3 protein-coding genes are annotated in these 18,577 nt (G+C 69.1%); all 3 read left to right on the forward strand.

Annotation, left to right across the window (positions count from 1 at the left end; genetic code table 11):
* Positions 1-69: 69 nt before the first annotated feature.
* Positions 70-5,709, forward strand: coding sequence for a family 78 glycoside hydrolase catalytic domain (locus tag AC1C2T_RS04995; RefSeq protein WP_495384460.1), 5,640 nt, complete (start codon positions 70-72; stop codon positions 5,707-5,709).
* 72 nt (positions 5,710-5,781) lie between these two features.
* Positions 5,782-11,868, forward strand: coding sequence for a family 78 glycoside hydrolase catalytic domain (locus AC1C2T_RS05000; protein ID WP_495384461.1), 6,087 nt, complete (start codon positions 5,782-5,784; stop codon positions 11,866-11,868).
* A gap of 77 nt (positions 11,869-11,945) precedes the next feature.
* The gene (locus AC1C2T_RS05005) at positions 11,946-18,557 is read left to right on the forward strand and encodes a family 78 glycoside hydrolase catalytic domain (protein WP_495384462.1); all 6,612 of its coding nucleotides are present in this window, start codon (positions 11,946-11,948) and stop codon (positions 18,555-18,557) included.
* Positions 18,558-18,577 lie beyond the last annotated feature (20 nt).

Consider the following 18,577-nt stretch of genomic DNA (forward strand, 5'->3'; position numbering starts at 1 on the left):
ACGAGCCGGCGAACAGCGGGTGGTTGCCGCGCGGCCTTCTCAATGACGAGACCGGAGACACCCACCTCGATGTCGATCATCACCAGAGCGCTCGTTCGCGCCGATCGCTCGCGCCGTGCACGCACCACCATCACGTCGTTCGCTGCACTCGCGCTCTCGGCTGCACTGCTCGCGCCGATCGTCGCTGCGGGCCCCGCCGACGCGGCGAACGGCGACATCGCCGCGGCAGGACTCACCACGAACGGTCGAGTCGATCCGCTCGGTGTCACGGCGGATGCGCCGATCTTCGCGTTCAAGAGCGCCTCCACCGGGCGCGGTGTGCTGCAGAGCGCCTACCGGATCCGGGTCGGGGCAGGCGAGGACGCAACCGGCTCGAACCGGGTCTGGGACTCGGGCAAGGTCGACTCCGACCAGCAGTTCGACATCGCCTACGCAGGGCCGGCCCTCGAGTCGCAGTCGCGATACAGCTGGCAGGTCAAGGTGTGGGACGAGCGCGGCAACGAATCGGACTGGTCGGATGCCGCATCCTTCGAGACCGGGATCTTCGACGCCGCAGAGTGGAAGGCCGACTGGATCGGCGCACCCGACCCTGCTGCGCAGGTCGCCGAATGGACCGACTACACGGTCGACATCGACTTCACCCCGACGGCCGACAAGACCTTCGGGCTCTATCTCCGCTCCTCGGCCGACTTCGCCGACACCTACATGTGGCAGCTCAACGATTCCGACTCCGAGCACCCCATGCTGCGGCCCCACGTTCGCGTGAACAACGACTGGCGGGTGCTCGAGGAGATCGACCTCACAGCCGTAGGCCTGCCGGTTGACGTGCTCGCGCACCGTGGCACGCTCAGCATCGAGCTCGACGGCGACCGCATCACGACGACGCTCAACGACGTCGTCGTCGATTCACGCACGGACTCGTCGCATTCCGGCGGCTTCGCGGGTCTGCGCACCGACGTCGACAACGAAGAGGTACTGATCCACTCGATGACGGTGACTTCGCCCACCGCCACGCTCTACGCCTCCAACTTCGCCGGTGGTGAGAACCCGTTCAACGCCGGCACGATCATCGCGGGTCCCGACGGCGGTCTCAAGGTCGCCGGGTTCGTCAACGCCCTCTATGCGCCGTCGACCTCGCTGCCGCTGCTGCGCACCGCGTTCGCGACCGACGACGACAAGCACGTGGCATCCGCTCGCCTCTTCGCCTCTGCTCGCGGCATCTACGAGCTGTCGCTGAACGGCGAGAAGGTCGGCGAGCACGAGCTCGCCCCCGGCTGGACGGACTTCAGCCAACGAATCCAGTACCAGAGCCACGACGTCACCGAGCTCGTGCAGTCGGGCGACAACGCCTTCGGCGCGATGGTGAGCGACGGCTGGTACGCCGGGTACATCGCCTGGTTCGGCAAGCACAAGTACGGCTCGCAGACCTCGGTCATCGCCCAGCTCGCGATCGAGTACACCGACGGATCGACGCAGCTCGTCTCGACCGACTCCGACTGGACGACCCACCCCGGCCCCATCCGCAGTGCCGACCTGCAGATGGGCGAAGACTACGACGCCCGGCTCGAGATCGACGGCTGGAACGAGCCGGGCTTCGACGACGCCGCGTGGTCGCCCGTCGTGGTCGCCGACTCGGCCACCGACAAGCTCGTGAGCCAGACCGACGAGCCCGTGCGCACGACCGAGAACGTGCAGGCGATCGCGCAGAGCGAGATGCCCGCCGGTGTGCACATCTACGACCTCGGCCAGAACCTCTCGGGTGTCGGGCGCATGACGCTGACCGGCACGGCCGGCGAGACCGCCACGATTCGCTACGCCGAGGTGCTCAACAAAGACGGCAGTCTCTACATCGACAACCTGCGCAGCGCGAAGGCCACCGATCACTACACCTTCGCCGAAGACGGCACGGCCCTCGTTCGACCGCGCTTCACGCAGCACGGGTTCCGCTACATCGAGGTCAGCGGCCTCGCCGAGGCGCCGGCCGTCGGCGACATCTCGGCCGACGTGTTCGGCTCCGACCTGACTGCGACCGGAACCTTCGAGACCTCCGACCCGATGCTGAACCAGCTGCAGAGCAACATCGTCTGGGGCCAGCGCGGCAACTTCATCTCGGTGCCGACCGACACGCCCGCTCGTGACGAGCGCCTCGGCTACTCGGGCGACCTTCTCGCCTTCGCACCCACCGCAGCCTTCAACCAGAACACCAAGGAGTTCGTCAAGAAGTGGCTGCAGGACATGCGGGACACGCAACTGGCCGACGGCGAGTTCCCTGAATCCGCGCCTCGAGGGCCCGATCAGGGCTGCTGTGACGGCGGAACGGCGTGGTCCGACGGCGGCGTCCTCATCCCCTGGATGATGTGGGAGCGCTACGGCGACACCGATCTGATCCGCGACCACTACGCGTCGATGGAGAAGTACTTCGGCTACCTCGAGACGAACTTCCCGAACCGCCTCCGCAACCACGGCCCCTACGGCGACTGGCTCCACCTCGGTGACGACACGCCGCCAGAGGTACTCGGCACCGCCTATTACGCCTACATGGCACGCGCCATGAGCGAGATGGCCGACGCCATCGGCAAGGATGCCGACGCCACCCGGTACGCCGAGATGGCCGACGAGATCACGCAGCTCTTCCAAGACGAGTTCGTGGCCGACGACGGCGGAGTCGAGGGCAACAGCCAGACCGCCTACGCGCTCGCGATCGGCATGGACCTCGTGCCTGCCGAACTCGTCGAGGCCGCCGGAGACAAGCTCGTCGCCAAGGTCGCGAGCCGCGACTACCACCTCTCGACCGGCTTCGTCGGAACGCCCTGGCTCATGCCCGCCCTCAGCAAGAGCGGCAACTGGGATGTCGCCTACCGCCTGCTCATGAACAAGACGATCCCCTCATGGGGCTACGAGGTCGAGTCGGGCGCCACCACCATGTGGGAGCGGTGGGACTCGATCGACGCCGACGGCAACTTCGGTGCGGCGAGCATGAACTCCTTCAACCACTACGCTTTCGGCGCGGTCGGCGACTGGATGTACCAGAACATCGGCGGCATCGCCGTGGGCGACACCGGGTACAAGTCCGTCGTCATCAGCCCCCACCCCGGCGGCGGCCTGACGAGTGCGACCGCGAGTCTCGAGACCGAGTACGGCCTCGTCGCGACCGACTGGACGCTGACCGGCGACGACTTCGCGCTCGCGGTCACGGTGCCGACGAACGCCACGGCCACCGTGCAGATCCCCGCATCGAACATCTGGGCGGTCACCGAGGGGACTTCATCGCTCGCGGATGCAGCGGGCGTCGAGGTGCTCTCCTCCGACGGTGACGTCGTGAGTGTGCGCGTGGGTTCGGGCTCGTACGCATTCACCGTGAACGCGCTCGCCGAGAAATTCGGCGCCGTGATCGAGGCGTCGACCGACCTCCAGAACGAACTCGACGAGATCGAGGGCCTCGGCGGCGGCGACGCCGCCCACGTCGAACGTGCCCTCCAGCGCATCGTCGACGCCATGGGTCACGGAATCGGCGTGCTCGAGTCCGATCGAGCCGACGCCGTTGCCGACGTGCTCGACGCACTCGCTGAGATTCGCGAGCTCGGCGACTGGGTCGACGACAGTGACATCGAGGCGGATGCGCGCGCACAGCTCGCCGAGGCCATCGGCGCGATCGAGGCGCAACTCGACGCTCTCTCCGCCGAGCTCTCGGGCATCACGATCACCGTGGATGCCGGTGGGCAGGCCGCCGCCGTTCCGGGGCAGCCGATCACGGTGAGCGCGCTCGTGACGAACACCGGAACGGATGCACTCACCGATCTGAGCGCGACCCTCGACCTCGACGAGCCCTGGACGATCGACCCCGCGGCCGCTCCGCTCATCGCCAGCCTGCCCGCAGGCGAGTCCGTCACCGCGACATTCACGACGACGGTTCCGGTCTCGCAGCTGCCCGGTGAGGTCACGATGCCCGTCACCGTCAGCTACGGCTACCAGGGCCTGACGCTCCGCGGCGAGGGTGAGACCGTCGTCGAGATCGAGTCAGGCGTGGTGCTGACCGCGGTGACGGCCGACCCGGCATCCGTTCTGCCGAACTCGAAGACCGTCGTGACGCTCACGCTGGAGAACACCGGATCACGGCCGGTGTCAGGGGCTGCATCGGTCACCGCGCCGAGCGGATGGGCGGCGCCGGTCGCCTCTCCCGAGATCGTCATCGCGCCGGGGGAGGCCGCGACGGTTGCCGTCGAACTGTTCGTGCCGACCACGCTCGACGAGCAGACGCTGGCGCTGCCGGTGGAGTTCGTGCGCGGTGACACCGTGCTCGCGAGCGGCACGGCCTCGATCGAGGCCACCGTTCCCGCAACGGTCGCGGGCGAGACCGTGCTCGACCACATCGACCTGGGCGACGGTGCCTCCGAGGCCGCGCACGGCCTCACGGCGTCGCCGTCATCCGGCACGAGCGTGGAGGCGGGCGTGACCCGGCGCTACTCCGGCAACGCCGCGAACTCGTACTTCAGCTTCACCATGGCCGTGCCGAAGAACGCCCCGTTCATCATTCGCGCGGTCGAGACCTACGACGGGGCTCGGTTGAAGGAGTACTCGGTGCAGGTCGACGGGGTCGAGGTGCAGTCGCGCCTCTTCCAGCGGGCGACAAGCGACTACGGCACCGACAACTACCAGATCCTCGTCGACGATCCAGAGGTCTTCAGCAGCACGGGCACGGCGACGATCACCATGCAGCACGCCGATTCGACGACCAACTACGACCCGTCGATCGCCGACGTCTGGATCCTCCCGGCCGCCGCGGCCGACGTGCTGGCGCCGAGCGTCTCCGCCACCGTGACACGATCGGGTTCGGCCGAGGCGGGGGAGTGGTCGCCCGGGCCGGTGACGGTCGAGCTCAGCGCTGCCGACGACGTGGCCGAGGGTCTCGAGATCGAGTACCGCCTCGACTCAGCCACCGATTGGTCGCAGTACGGCGAGCCCGTGAAGGTGACGGCGCAGGGCGAGCATCGCATCGAGTACCGGGCGACGGATGCCGCCGGCAATTCGAGCCCCGTCGGCTCGAGCGAATTCGCGATCGACGGGGTCGCGCCGGCCGTCTGGGGCTGGCTCTCCGCCGAGGGCGAGCTCGTCTCTGCTGCGTCGGATGCCGCCGCCGGTATTCGGGGCGTGCAATATTCCGCTGATGGTACGAGCTGGGTCACCGGCGTCGAGGCGCTGATCGCGCAGGGCGAGCTCCCGAGCACGGTGTTCGCACGAGCAAGCGATGCCGCGGGCAATACGAGTGAGACCATCACGCTCGAGCCGACGGCCGAGGCGCCGACGCTCACCGTCACACCGGGGGAGACCCTCGCGATCGAGGCCACCGGGTTCGCTGCCGCGGCCGAGGTTCGGGTTGAACTGCACTCGGAGGTCACAGTGCTCGGCACGGTCACGGCGAGTGCCGCGGGCGTCGTTGCGCTCGACGCGAGTATTCCGCTGTCGGTTCCCGCGGGCGCGCACAGCCTCGTGTTCGTGGTCGTCGGCGGCCCCGGCCCCGGCAACGGCGGCGGCCCCGGCAACGGCGGCGGCGACGCCGGTGGCGTCACGATCCCGGTCGAGGTCATCGCCTCCACCGGCTTCGAAGGCCTGCCGTTTGTATTCGGCGCGGCCGTGCTGCTGCTGCTCGGTTCTGGCCTCCTGGTCTGGCGTCGACGGCGCGCGGCGAGCCCGCGCCAGGCGCGAAGCTGAGCGGCGCCCGACGTGCTCGGAATCAACACCAGGAGCCATCTGGCTCTCACCATCACCGACGAAGGGAAGCACATGCGCGGGACCATCCGCACCCCGGCCCGATTGGTCGCCTCGGGCGCACTGGCGTTCGCCCTCGTGGCCGGCTTCGTCGCGCTCGACGGCGCTCCGAGTCCCGCGCACGCTGCTGCGACGCTCGAGGTCACGACGCTGAAGACCGACAGTGCGGTGAATCCGCTCGGCATCACCTCCCTCGATCCGCGCTTCAGTTGGCAGCTCGCCTCCTCGGCGCGCGACGTCATGCAGGCGAGCTACGAGGTGCGCGTCGCCGCCACGGTCGACGGCCTCGGTTCGGACGACGTCTGGAACTCCGGGGTTGTGGACTCCGATCGCTCGATCGACGTCGCCTACGAGGGTGCCGCGCTCGAGCCTTCGACCCGCTACCACTGGCAGGTGCGCCTGAGCACCGACGACGGGGAATCCACCGGCTGGAGTGACGCAGCGTGGTTCGAGACCGCGCTCGCCTCGCCCGACGACTGGGAGGCAGACTGGATCGGAGTCGACGCGCCCGCCCCGTGGGGCGACTTCGAGGTCGAACTCGACTTCACGCTGAAGCCCGGCACAGCCTTCGGCGTCTACTTCCGCGGCGACGACGCGTTGCGCAACACGTACATGTGGCAACTCAACGACGAGACGGCCGGCACGCCGAGGCTCCGCCCGCACGAGAACACGAACGGCTCGTACGCCGTGCTCGACGAGGTCGCCCTGCCCGCCGAGCTCGGCGCCGACGTGCTGAAGCAGCGCGGGACACTGCGCATCGAGGCATCCGGTTCCCAGATCACGACCTTCGTCAACGACGTTCAGGTCGACCAGCGCAGCGACTCGAGCTTCGAGTCGGGCGCCTTCGGCATCCGCACGAACGGCGCTGAGCAGGTCACGATCCACCGCGTCACCGCAGCCTCGGGCGACGAGACCCTGCTCGACGCCGACCTCGCCACCGACGTGAACCCGTTCACGGCGGGCACGAGCGTCGCAGGGTCGGGAGTCGTCGTCGCAGGCGACACGAACGCCGTCATCCGCAGCGCCGCATCGTCGCCGATGATGCGCGACGAATTCACCGTGGACAAGCCGGTCGCGAGCGCCCGACTCTCGGCATCCGCTCAGGGCGTCTACGAGTTCAGCCTGAACGGCGAGCGCGTCGGCGACCACGAACTCGCGCCGGGCTTCACCGATTACAACCTCCGCACCCAGTACCAGACCTACGACGTCACCGCCCAGCTTCAGCAGGGTGAGAACGCGATCGGCGTGATGGCCGGGCCCGGCTGGTACGCCGGCAGCCTCGGCTGGTTCGGACCGAATCAGTACGGCGCGCAGCCGAGCGTGACCGCGCAGCTCTCGGTCGACTACGAAGACGGCACGAGCGAGACGTTCACGACGAACGAGCGCTGGAAGAGCGCGCCGAGCCCGATCATCTCGAGCGACCTGCTCATGGGCGAGAGCTACGACGCCCGCCTCGAGCAGGACGGCTGGAACACGGCATCGTTCACCCCGAGCGGATGGAGCGCCGTCGCCGTCGCCGACGACGGAGGCACCGAAACCCTCGTGCCCCAGGTCGACCCGCCCGTGCGCGTGACGCAAGAGGTCGTGCCGCTGAGCGTGACCGAGCCGACGGCGGGGCGCTACGTGTTCGACCTCGGCCAGAACATGGTCGGCAGGGTGCGCCTGCAGATCAGCGGCGTTGCCGGCCAGACGGTGACGCTGCGGCACGCGGAGGTCGTGCACGCCGATGGCACGATCGCCCCCGAGAACCTGCGCTCGGCGAAGGCCACCGACACGTACACGTTCGCCGAAGACGGCACGATCAGCTATGAGCCGCGCTTCACCTTCCACGGGTTCCGCTACGTCGAGCTGAGCGGCGTCACTGCGCCGCCGACGGTCGCTGCGGTCACCGGCCTCGTGATGAACTCCGATGCCGAATTCAGCAGCACCTTCGAGACCTCGGACGCGATGGTCAACCAACTGCAGAGCAACATCGTCTGGGGTCAGCGCGGCAACTGGCTCTCGATCCCGACCGACACTCCGGCTCGCGACGAGCGACTCGGCTGGACGGGCGACATCAACGTCTTCGCGAGCACCGCGACCTTCAACATGGACTCGCAGACCTTCCTCACCAAGTGGATGCGCGACCTGCGCGACGCGCAGCTGCCGAATGGCGCCTACCCCGAGGTCGCACCGCAGTTCTGCAAGGATCCCGCCGTGCACTCCTCGTGCGGCGGCGGCTCCACCGGGTGGGCCGACGCCGGCATCACCGTGCCGTGGACCCTCTGGCAGAGCTACGGCGACACGGCCGTGATCAAGGAGAACTACGACTCCATGGCCGAGTACATCGGCTTCCTCGAGGGCATCGCACCCACCGGCATCCGCCCGAACTACGGAACCTGGGGCGACTGGCTGAACCTCGACGACCCGACCCCCGCCGACCTGCTCGGCACGGCGTTCTACGCCCAGAGCGTCAACCTGATGGCGCAGATGGCCGACGCGATCGACCGGCCCGCGGATGCCGCGCGCTACACCGCACTCTTCGAACGCATCGCCGCCGCCTACCAGGAGAAGTTCATCGCCGACGACGGCAGCATCGCCGGCAACAGCCAGACGGCGTACACCTCCAGCATCGCGTTCGGGCTCGTGCCCGACGACCTGGTCGATGAGGCAGGCGAGAAGCTCGCAGCCGCCGTCGCGGCGCGGGGCGGCCACCTCGCGACCGGGTTCCTCGGCACCTTCAACCTGCTTCCGGCGCTCAGCGCTGCCGGTCAGTCGGATGTCGCATACCAGCTGCTGCTCAACCGGAGCTACCCCTCGTGGGGCTTCCAGATCGATCGCGGCGCCACCACCATGTGGGAGCGCTGGGACTCGATCCGCGAAGACGGCAGCTTCGGCGACCTGGGCATGAACTCCTTCAACCACTTCGCCCCCGGTGCCGTCGGCAACTGGATGTACCGAACGATCGGCGGTATCCAGCAGCTCGAACCGGGCTACAAGAAGACACTGATCGCGCCCACCCCCGGCGGCGGGCTGGCGTACGCGAAGGTCGGCTACGACTCGGTGTACGGGCCCATCACCTCCGATTGGAAGCTCACGGCCGAGGGCCTCGCGCTCACGGTCGACGTGCCGGCGAACACCACTGCCACGATCGAGCTGCCGGCGGGCAACACGGTCGCCGTGCTCGAGTCGGGCATCGCCGCCGCGGATGCCGACGGCGTGCACTCGCTGAGCGTCGACGCGGGCACCGCCAGCGTCGAAGTCGGCTCGGGCCACTACGAATTCACGGTCGACGCCGACCGCGGCCGGTTCGGCGACCTGATCGCCGCGATCGACACGCTGCAGGACGTCGTCGACGACGTGGAGGGCGCGATCGGCGGCGATGCGGCCGGCGACCTCACGGAAGCGCGCGAAGCGCTCAGCGCCCTCGCCGAGACCGGCCTCGAGCACTACACGGCGGGCGAGCTCGCGCAGAGCGCCTCCGCGGTTCACTCGGCGCTGGGAGAACTGACGGCGGCCGACGAGACCGCCGACGCGACGGATGAGCCGGCGCGCGGCGCACTGCAGGGCGCACTCACCGACATCCGTTCGGAGCTCGGTTCGCTCTCGGCCAGCCTTTTGGGAATCGCGGCCGAGCTCGAGACGCCGCTCGAGAGCGCGTTCCCGGGTGAGACCGCGGTGATTCCCGCACGGGTCACGAGCACGGGGGAGTTCGGGGTGGAAGCCGTGACGTTGACCCCGAGCGCGAAGGACGCCTGGGTGTTCGAGCCGGCTGCCGTCGAACTCGGAGCACTCGGCGCCGGGGCATCGCTCTCGGGCAGCTATACCGCCCTCGTTCCCGAGCGGCAGAAGAGCGGGGCCGTCACAGTGAAGGCCGTACTCGGCTACAGCTTCGAGGGCACGACGGCGAGCATTCCCGTGTCGGTGCCGCTGACGGTCGACTCGCCGCTCGTCGTGCAGAACCTGACGGCGACGCCAGCGACGGCGGCCCCCGAGGGCGTCGTTCGGCTGAGCGTCGAGGTCGTCAACGACTCGGCGCGCGACGTCACGGCCTCGGCCAGGGGCGGAATCGAGGGGGCGACCCCCGTGCTCGGCGAGCAGTCGGTCATCGCGGCCGGCAGCACCGCGGTGCTCGGCGTCGACGCGGTCGTGCCGCTCGCCGCCAGCGCCGGCGCGAACGAGGTGAACGTCTCGGTCGTCAGCGGTGACGTCGTCTACGGCAGCGCGAGCGGCACCGTCGCCGTCGAGCTCCCCGCGGTGGTCGGAGCGCTCGACCACGTCGACCTCGGTGACACCGCCTCCGAGACCGCGCACGCTCTGAGTGCCTCCGAGCGCTCGGGCACCAACACCGAGGCGGGGCTCACCCGCCGCTATGCGAACCGGGAAGACCCCGACGGCTTCTTCGAGTTCGATCTCGCGGTCACGCCCGGCGAGCCGTTCCTGGTGCGCACGATCGAGACCTTCGACCGTGCGCAGACGAAGGAGTACGACGTCTTCGTCAACGGACAGCTCGTGCACCAGCGGCTCTACGCACACACCGGCGGACTCGGCACGGTCGCGTACCAGTTCGTCGTCGACGACGTCGCCCTCACCGAGACCGGCACCGTGCGCATCCGCTTCCAGAACAACGAGTTCGGTCGCAACTACGACGCCTCGCTCGCCGATGTCTGGGCCCTGCCGGTCTCGCCCGACCAGCTCGCTCCGAGCGTTGCGCTCGAGGCGCTCGCCCAGGGCACTCGTGGCCAGGGCGGATGGTTCATCGGTCCGGTCGACGTCTCGCTGACTGCGAGCGACGAACGGGCAGGCGCGGTGACGAGCGAGTACCGCATCGACGGCGGTGAATGGACGGGCTACGCCGCGCCCTTCACGATCAGTGAAGAAGGAGCCACGGTCATCGAGTACCGGGCGACGGATGCCGCGGGCAACGTGAGCGAGCCGAAGCAGAGCACGGTGAGCATCGATGTCACCGCTCCCGGTGTCATGCACAGCGTGAGCGCCGGTTCAGTCGGCGATTGGTTCGCCTCCGGCACCACGCTCACCATCGCAGCGACGGATGCGGGCAGCGGCGTCGCCGCGATCGAGTACCGTCTCGGCGCCGGCGCTTGGGTTCCATACACGAACGCCGTCGAGCTCCCGCTCGGCGAGACGGTCGTCGAGTACCGTGCTCGCGACATCGCCGGCACCGCCAGTGCGGTGTCGTCAGCCGCGTTCGCGGTCGACGGCGTCGCGCCGAGCGTGACTGCAGAGCGCAGCTCGGAACCCGCCGCCAGCGGGTGGCATCTCGTCTCGCCGACCGTCGAGCTCGCAGCATCCGACGCGGAAAGCGGCATGGGCGCGATCGAGTACGCGATCGGCACGGGAGCCTGGACCGCCTACACCGCGGCGATCGGCATTCCCGAGGGCGTCACCGAGCTGCGGTATCGGGCGAGCGATGCGGTCGGCAACGTCGGCGAGACGATGATCGAGACGATCACGGTCGACAGCGTGCGACCGGAGGTCACCGCCAGCCTGCAGGGCCGCGCGCTCAGCCTCACCGGCAACGACGAGGGTTCGGGTGTCGATCGCATCGAACTCCGTCTCGACGGCGCGAGCGAGTGGACGCTCTACACCGGCGTGGTCGAGCTCGACAACCGCGCGCACGCCTTCGAGTTCCGCGCCTCCGATATCGCCGGCAACGTCGGCGCGATCGGAACGCGCACGGTCGTTGGCGGTTCGCTCTCACAGGCGGGCGCCAAGCCCGGCGACACCATCACGGTCAGCGGCGAGGGCTTCGCGCCGGGGGAGACGGTCACGATCGAGTTGCGCTCGGAGCCCGTTCGCCTCGGCGAGGCGGTGGCCGATGACGCGGGTGCCTTCAGCACTGCCGTGACCATCCCGAGCGACACCGCGACCGGCGAGCACCACATCGTGCTCACCGGGGAGAGCCCCGAGTCGACGATCTCCTTCGCGATCACGGTCGATCCCGACACGGTGATCCTGCCCGGCGGCATCGCCACGACCGGTGCGGTCGTGGCGCCCGTGCTGACGCTCGGTCTGCTGCTCGCGGGCGCGGGTGCCGCCCTCTTCCTCTGGCGGCGACGCAGGCCCCGCAGCGGCGTCGAGACCACGACGCCCACGGCGTGACCCACGGCTGCCGGCGCCCAGCGCGCCGGCAGCCTCACTCAGACCTCTCCTCTGCAACGGCGATTGGAACTCACCTCGTGCACACCCACACCACACTCGCGGTCGGGCGATCCGGCCGATCCGGCTTCGCGCGCTTCGGCGCGGTCGCGGCGGCCACGGCGCTCGCGCTCGCGCTCGTGCTCACCGATGGGGTCACCGCGACCGCGGTCACCGCAGCCGACGGCATCGCGGTCGGCACGCTCAAGACCGACAACCGTGCGACTCCGCTCGGCATCGGGGGTGAGACCCCCGGTCTCAGCTGGCAGCTCGATGCCGACGACGACGCTCGCGGGGTCGTGCAGAGCGCGTACCAGGTGCGGGCCGCCACGAGCATCGACGGGCTCGACGGCTCCACGGTATGGGACTCGGGCAAAGTGGACTCCGACCAGTCGGTCGAGGTGAGCTACGGCGGGCCCGCCCTCGAATCGCAGACCCGCTACCACTGGCAGGTCAAGGTGTGGGATGGTGCCGGCGACGAGTCGGAGTGGAGCTCCCCGAGCTGGTTCGAGACCGGCATCCTCGACAACAGCGAGTGGGCGGGCGACTGGATCGGTGGGCCGGACCCCGACGGCCAGCTGGCGGAATGGACCGATTACACGGTCACGGCCGACTTCACGCTCAAGCCCGGAACCGCCTTCGGCGTGTACTTCCGCGGCACCGGCGTGACGGGCGGCTCGAACGGCAACGCTTACATGTGGCAGCTGAACGACGAGACTGACGGCGTTCCGCGCTTGCGACCGCACGAGAAGACGAACGGCGGCTACAGCACGACGCCCGAGGTCGAGCTCACCGACCACGGTCTCGCGGCCGACGTGCTGAAGCAGCGTGCCACCGTCGCCATCACCGTCACCGGCTCGACGATCGAGACTCGCGTCAACGACCAGCTCGTCGACACCCGCTCGGACTCGAGCTTCGCGAAGGGCTACATCGGCTTCCGCACGAGCGCCAGCACCACCGCGCTCGAATCCGTCGTGATCCACTCGCTCTCGGTGACGACCCCCACGAAGACGCTGCTCGACACCGACTTCAGCAGCGGCAACCCCTTCGCCGGCGGCACCCTGGTCGACGACGGCCTCGAGGTCAGCGGCAACAACGACTTCCTCCTCGCCCAGAACACCGATCAGCCGCTGCTCCGCAAGGGGTTCAGGGTCGACCCGGACAAGACCGTCGAGCGAGCCCGCGTCTACGCCACCGCCCGCGGCATCTACGAGCTCAGCCTCAACGGCGCCAAGATCGGCGATCTCGAACTCGCCCCCGGGTGGACCGACTACCACTCACGTATCGCGTTCCAGAGCTACGACGTCACCGAGCAGATCGCATCGGGCGAGAACACGATCGGTGCGATGCTCGCACCGGGCTGGTACTCGGGCCGGCTCGCCCACGTCGGCAACCACAACTACGGCGACCGCAACTCGCTGATCGCGCAGTTGCGCATCGACTACAGCGACGGCAGCCACGACATCGTCGCCAGCGACGACAGCTGGAAGACGGCGACCGGGCCGTACGCCGCAGCCGACCTCATCGACGGTGAGACGTTCAATGCGCCCAACGAGCAGGCCGGCTGGAACGCCAACGGCTACGACGACAGTGAGTGGAGCGCTCCCTGGGTCGCCCCCTCCGAGACGGAGAAGCTCGAGCCCCAGAACGAGGAGCCCGTGCGCGCCACCGGCACGCGCCCCGCCCTCGAGCGCACCGAACCCACCCCGGGTGCCTACATCTACGACGTCGGCCAGAACATGGTGGGCGTCGCGAACATGAAGCTCACCGGCACCGCGGGCAGCACCGTGCGCATCCGCTACGCCGAGGAGCTCAACCCCGACGGCACCGCATACGTGGCCAACCTCCGCAGCGCGAAGGCCACCGACTACTACACCTTCGCCGCCGACGGCACGGCCCGGTACGAGCCGAAGTTCACCTTCCACGGCTTCCGCTACATCGAGATCACCGGGGTGACCGTCGCCCCCGAACTCGCCGATGTGACGGGTGTCGTCTGGGGTTCCGACCTCGGCTTCATCGGAGAGCTCTCGACCTCGAGCGCCATGCTCAACCAGTTGCAGAGCAACATCACGTGGGGCCAGCGCGGCAACTTCCTCTCCATCCCCACCGACACCCCCGCTCGTGACGAGCGCATGGGCTGGAGCGGCGACATCAACGTCTTCGCGCCCACCGCTTCGTTCAACATGGATTCGCTCAACTTCCTGTCGAAGTGGCTGGTCGACCTGCAAGACGGGCAGGCAGCCAACGGCGACTACCACGGCGTCGCCCCCTATACGGCGAACCTCGCCTGCTGCGGTGGCGGCACGGGCTGGTCTGACGCCGGCATCACGGTTCCGTGGGTCTTGTGGCAGAGCTACGGCAGCACGAAGCAGATCCGTGAGGGCTACGCCTCGATGACCGAGTACATGGACTACCTCGCCACGAGCTATCCGTCGATGGTGCGTGGTTCGAGCTACGCCGACTGGCTGAACCTCGACGACCCGACGCCCGGCGATGTGCTCGGCACGGCCTACTACGCCTACGTCGCGCAGCTCATGAGCGAGATGGCCGACGCGATCGGCGAGGATGCCGACGCCGAGCACTACGCCGAGCTCGCCACCCGCGGTGCCGAAGTCTTCGCCGAGCGCTTCATCGCAGCAGACGGCACGATCTCGGGCGACAGCCAGGCCGGCTACGCGATCGCCCTCGGCATGAAGCTGGTTCCGGCGGCGCAGCGCGACGCCGTCGCCGCACAATTCCTCGAGACTCTCGAGCGCCGCGACTTCCACCTCGCAACGGGGTTCCTCGGCACCCCGTGGCTGGTTCCCGCGCTCAGCGAGAGCGGCCACCTCGATGAGGCCTACCGACTGCTCATGAACGACACCTTCCCCTCGTGGGGCTATGAGGTCGCCATGGGGGCGACCACGATGTGGGAGCGCTGGGACTCGATCAAGCCCGACGGCAGCTTCGGCGACGTGAGCATGAACTCCTTCAATCACTACGCCTACGGCGCCATCGGCGATTGGATGTACCGCAACATCGGTGCCATCTCCAACGGCAGCCCGGGGTACAAGCACTCGGTCATCGCGCCGAAGCCCGGTGGTGGCCTGAGCTACGCCACCGGTTCTTACGAGTCGGTCTACGGCACGATCGCCACGGACTGGAAGCAGGACGGCAGGGACTTCACGCTCGACGTCACGATTCCGGAGAACACCACCGCGACCGTCGTGCTCCCGTCGGGAACGCCGTGGGCCATCACCGAGAGCGGCGCGGCGGTGACGGATGCCCCGGGCGTGACCCTCGGGGAGTCCGAGGCCGGCAGCACCTCGCTCGAGGTCGGCTCCGGCACCTACTCCTTCGCGGTCGACGGCGAGGTGCTCGAACTGGGCGCGATCCTCGACGAGCTGGAGGCGACGAGCGCGAAGGTCACCGAGCTGGTGGCGACCGGCGAGCTGAAGAGAGAGCAGGCCGCCGAGATCCTCGACTCCGTCGACGAGCTCACGGCCATCGCGCTCGAGGCCATCGAGCAGTTGAACGCGGGAGGCATCGATGAGGCCGTCGCGAGCCTCGCCGCGTTGATCGACGGTGTCGACGAAATCGAGTCGACGATCGATGGTCAGGAGCACAGAGGTGCCACCGAGAAGGCGCTGCGCTCGCGCGTCGACGCGCTCCGTGCCGCGCTGAGCGATGCGGTCGCGTCGCTCGCCGGCGTGAGTACCGAGCTGCGCGTGATCTCCGAGCTCGCCACTCCGGGCAGCACCGTGGCCATCGAGCTCGATGTGCACAACGGGTCAACCGTGCCGCTGCACGACGTGGCGGCGTCGATCGTCGCAGCTGAGGGGTGGACCCTGACCCCGGAATCGGCTGAACTCGAAGCTGAGATCGCCCCCGGGGCGACAGGCACGCTCGCATTCGACGTGACCGTGCCCGACGACGCCGAGCCCACTGAGACGGGATCCCTGCGCGCCACCGCCACCTTCGTGCGAGGTGACGACGAACTGCTCAGCGTCGCGAAGGCCCGCTTCGCGCTCAGCTCGCCGCTGACCATCGGCACCGCCGTGGTCACCCCGACGCCGGTCTCCGCCGACGGCCTGGCCACGATCACGGTGCCGGTGACCAACGGGGGCACCTCCCCGGTGTTCACTGCCGTCGAGGCATCCGTTCCCGCAGGCTGGAACGGTGCCCCGCGTTCGGCGCAGCACGTGGTGCCGGCGGGCGAGACGGTCGACTTCGTGCTCGACGTCGCCGTGCCGCTCACCGTGAGCGCCTACCGTGTCGAACTGCCACTCACCGCGGTGCGGGGTGACGTCGCGATGGCGACGGGCTCGGCAACGCTCGTGCCGACGTTCGACGCGGCGCAGTACGACCACGTCGACCTCGGCGCCGCGGCATCCGAGACCGCCCATGACCTGACCGCCCACCCGAGTTCCGCCACGAGCACCGAAGCGGGCCTCAGCCGGCGCTACTCGCACGGCGGGGTACCCGGCTCGTGGTTCGAGTTCGACGTCGCGGTCGAGCCGGGCAAGCCGTTCGTCGTCGATGTCGTCGAGACCTACGGCTCGACGTCGACCAAGCAGTACTCCATCTCCGCCAACGGCGTGCCCGTGCACTCGCGGGAGCACACCAGCGACGCCGGCGTCGTCGGCTACTCGTTCACGGTCGACGACACTGAGATCAGCGCCTCGGGAACCGTTCGCCTGCGCTTCCAGCGTGGCGCCGACAACGCCATGGGCGATCCGTCGATCGCCGATGTGCACGTGCTGCCCGTCAGCGTGATCGACCACGTCGACCTCGGTCACTCCTTCTCCGAGGCGCAGCACGGAATCGCGGCGTCGTCGACCTCGGGCACCGCGCCGAACGAGGCAGGGCTGACCCGTCGCTACTCCGGCGTCACCACGCCGGGTTCGTACTTCGAGTTCGATGTCGCCATCGAGCAGGGGCAGCCGTTCCTCATCCGGGCACGCGAGACCTACGACAAGGCGCAGACGAAGGACTACATCATCACGGTCGACGGCGCCGTCGTCGACAATCGCACGATCGTGCGCACCGAGAACTCGGTCGGCACCATGGACTACCAGGTGCTCGTCGACGACCCGGCGCTGCTCGACGCGACGTCGGTGACCGTGCGCATGCAGAAGACGGACACGGGCCAAGAGCTCTACGACCCCTCGGTCGCCGATGTCTGGATCCTGCCCGTCGCACTCGACGTCCAGGCTCCCGTCGTCTCGGCTTCGGTCGCCACAGCGGTCGCCGGTGCCGAAGGCTGGGCGCGCGGTGCGGCCACGGTCGAACTGAGCGCACAGGACAACCGCTCGGGTGCCGTCCAGATCGAGTACTCGCTCGACGGCGCGGAGTTCCTCGCCTACGCCGAGCCGGTCGCGATCGGCGACGACGGCGAGCACGAGCTGCGCTTCCGGGCGACGGATGCCGCGGGCAACACGAGCGCAGAGGCATCCGTGCCGGTGCGAATCGACCAGGTCGCTCCGGTCGCCGCCATCTCGGTGACGCCGGCGGCGACACCCGATGGCTGGCTCCCGCTCGGCTCGACGGCCACGCTGTCGGCGACGGATGCCACGAGTGGCGTCGCCACGATCGAGTACCGCATCGACGGCGCCGCGTGGCAGAACGCCGCGGCCCCGATCGACCTGCCGCACGGCGAGTACGCGCTCGAGTACCGGGCGAGGGATGTCGCGGGCAACGTCTCGGCGGTCGCGAGCGAGAGCCTGCGCGTCGACACGGCGGTTCCCGCGGTCGAGGCGAAGGTCTCCGGCACGCCAGGTGCGGGCGGATGGCTCGTCGACTACGCACGGGTCTCGCTGCTCGCCGCCGACGCCGACAGCGGTCTCGACGCCGTCGAGTACCGCCTGAACGGCGGCGACTGGCGGGCCTACACCGCGCCCGTTCCGGTCGAAGACGGCGTGACGCTGTTCGAGTACCGCGTGAGCGACAATGCCGGCAATCCGAGCGTGCAGGGCAACGTGACCGTGCGGGCCGACGGCGAGGCGCCGACGGTGTCTCCCGTGCAGCTCTCGGCAGAGCGCCTGCTCACGCTCGGCGGCAGCGACGCGGCATCCGGAATCGCCCTCATCGAGTACGCCGCCGATGGCGGTGACGAATGGACCGGCTACGCCGGCCCCGTCACGATCGGCACGCACTCGCAAGAGCTGCGGGTCCGGGTGACAGATGCAGCCGGGCACCGGAGCGACGAGCTCACGGAGCTGCTCGTCGGTGGAACCATCTCGACCGATGCGGTCAAGCCGGGCGACACGGTCGACGTCACGGGCGCAGGGTTCACTCCGGGTGAGACGGTTCGCATCGAACTGCACTCCGACCCGGTGCTGCTCGACTCGGTGGTCGTCGACGACGCCGGAACGTTCGCGGCAACCGTGACGGTGCCGACGACCGCGGAGCTCGGTGCCCATGAGATCGTGCTGCTCGGCTCCGAGTCGGGCAGCGAGGTGCGGTTCGCCTTCGACGTGACGGCGGACGGCCTGCCGCCGGGTGGCGCGCCCGACGGCAACGGTGCCGACACCGACGGCCCGTCCGACATGGCGGCGACCGGGTTCGACGTCGCACCGATGCTGGTGCTCGGTGGGTTCGCGGTACTCGGCGGGCTCGTGCTGCTCATCGCACGCCGCCGACGAGGCGTCACCGTTCGGGGCGACCTCCGATGAGACGCGCCCGCCCGTCAGAT

The sequence above is a fragment of the Agromyces sp. Y558 genome, from assembly GCF_059445415.1.

Bases quoted from the DNA above. Each gene is read 5' to 3' on its own strand.
- AC1C2T_RS05000 (WP_495384461.1), top strand. From the start codon at position 5,782: ATGCGCGGGACCATCCGCACCCCGGCCCGATTGGTCGCCTCGGGCGCA.
- AC1C2T_RS04995 (WP_495384460.1), top strand. From the start codon at position 70: ATGTCGATCATCACCAGAGCGCTCGTTCGCGCCGATCGCTCGCGCCGT.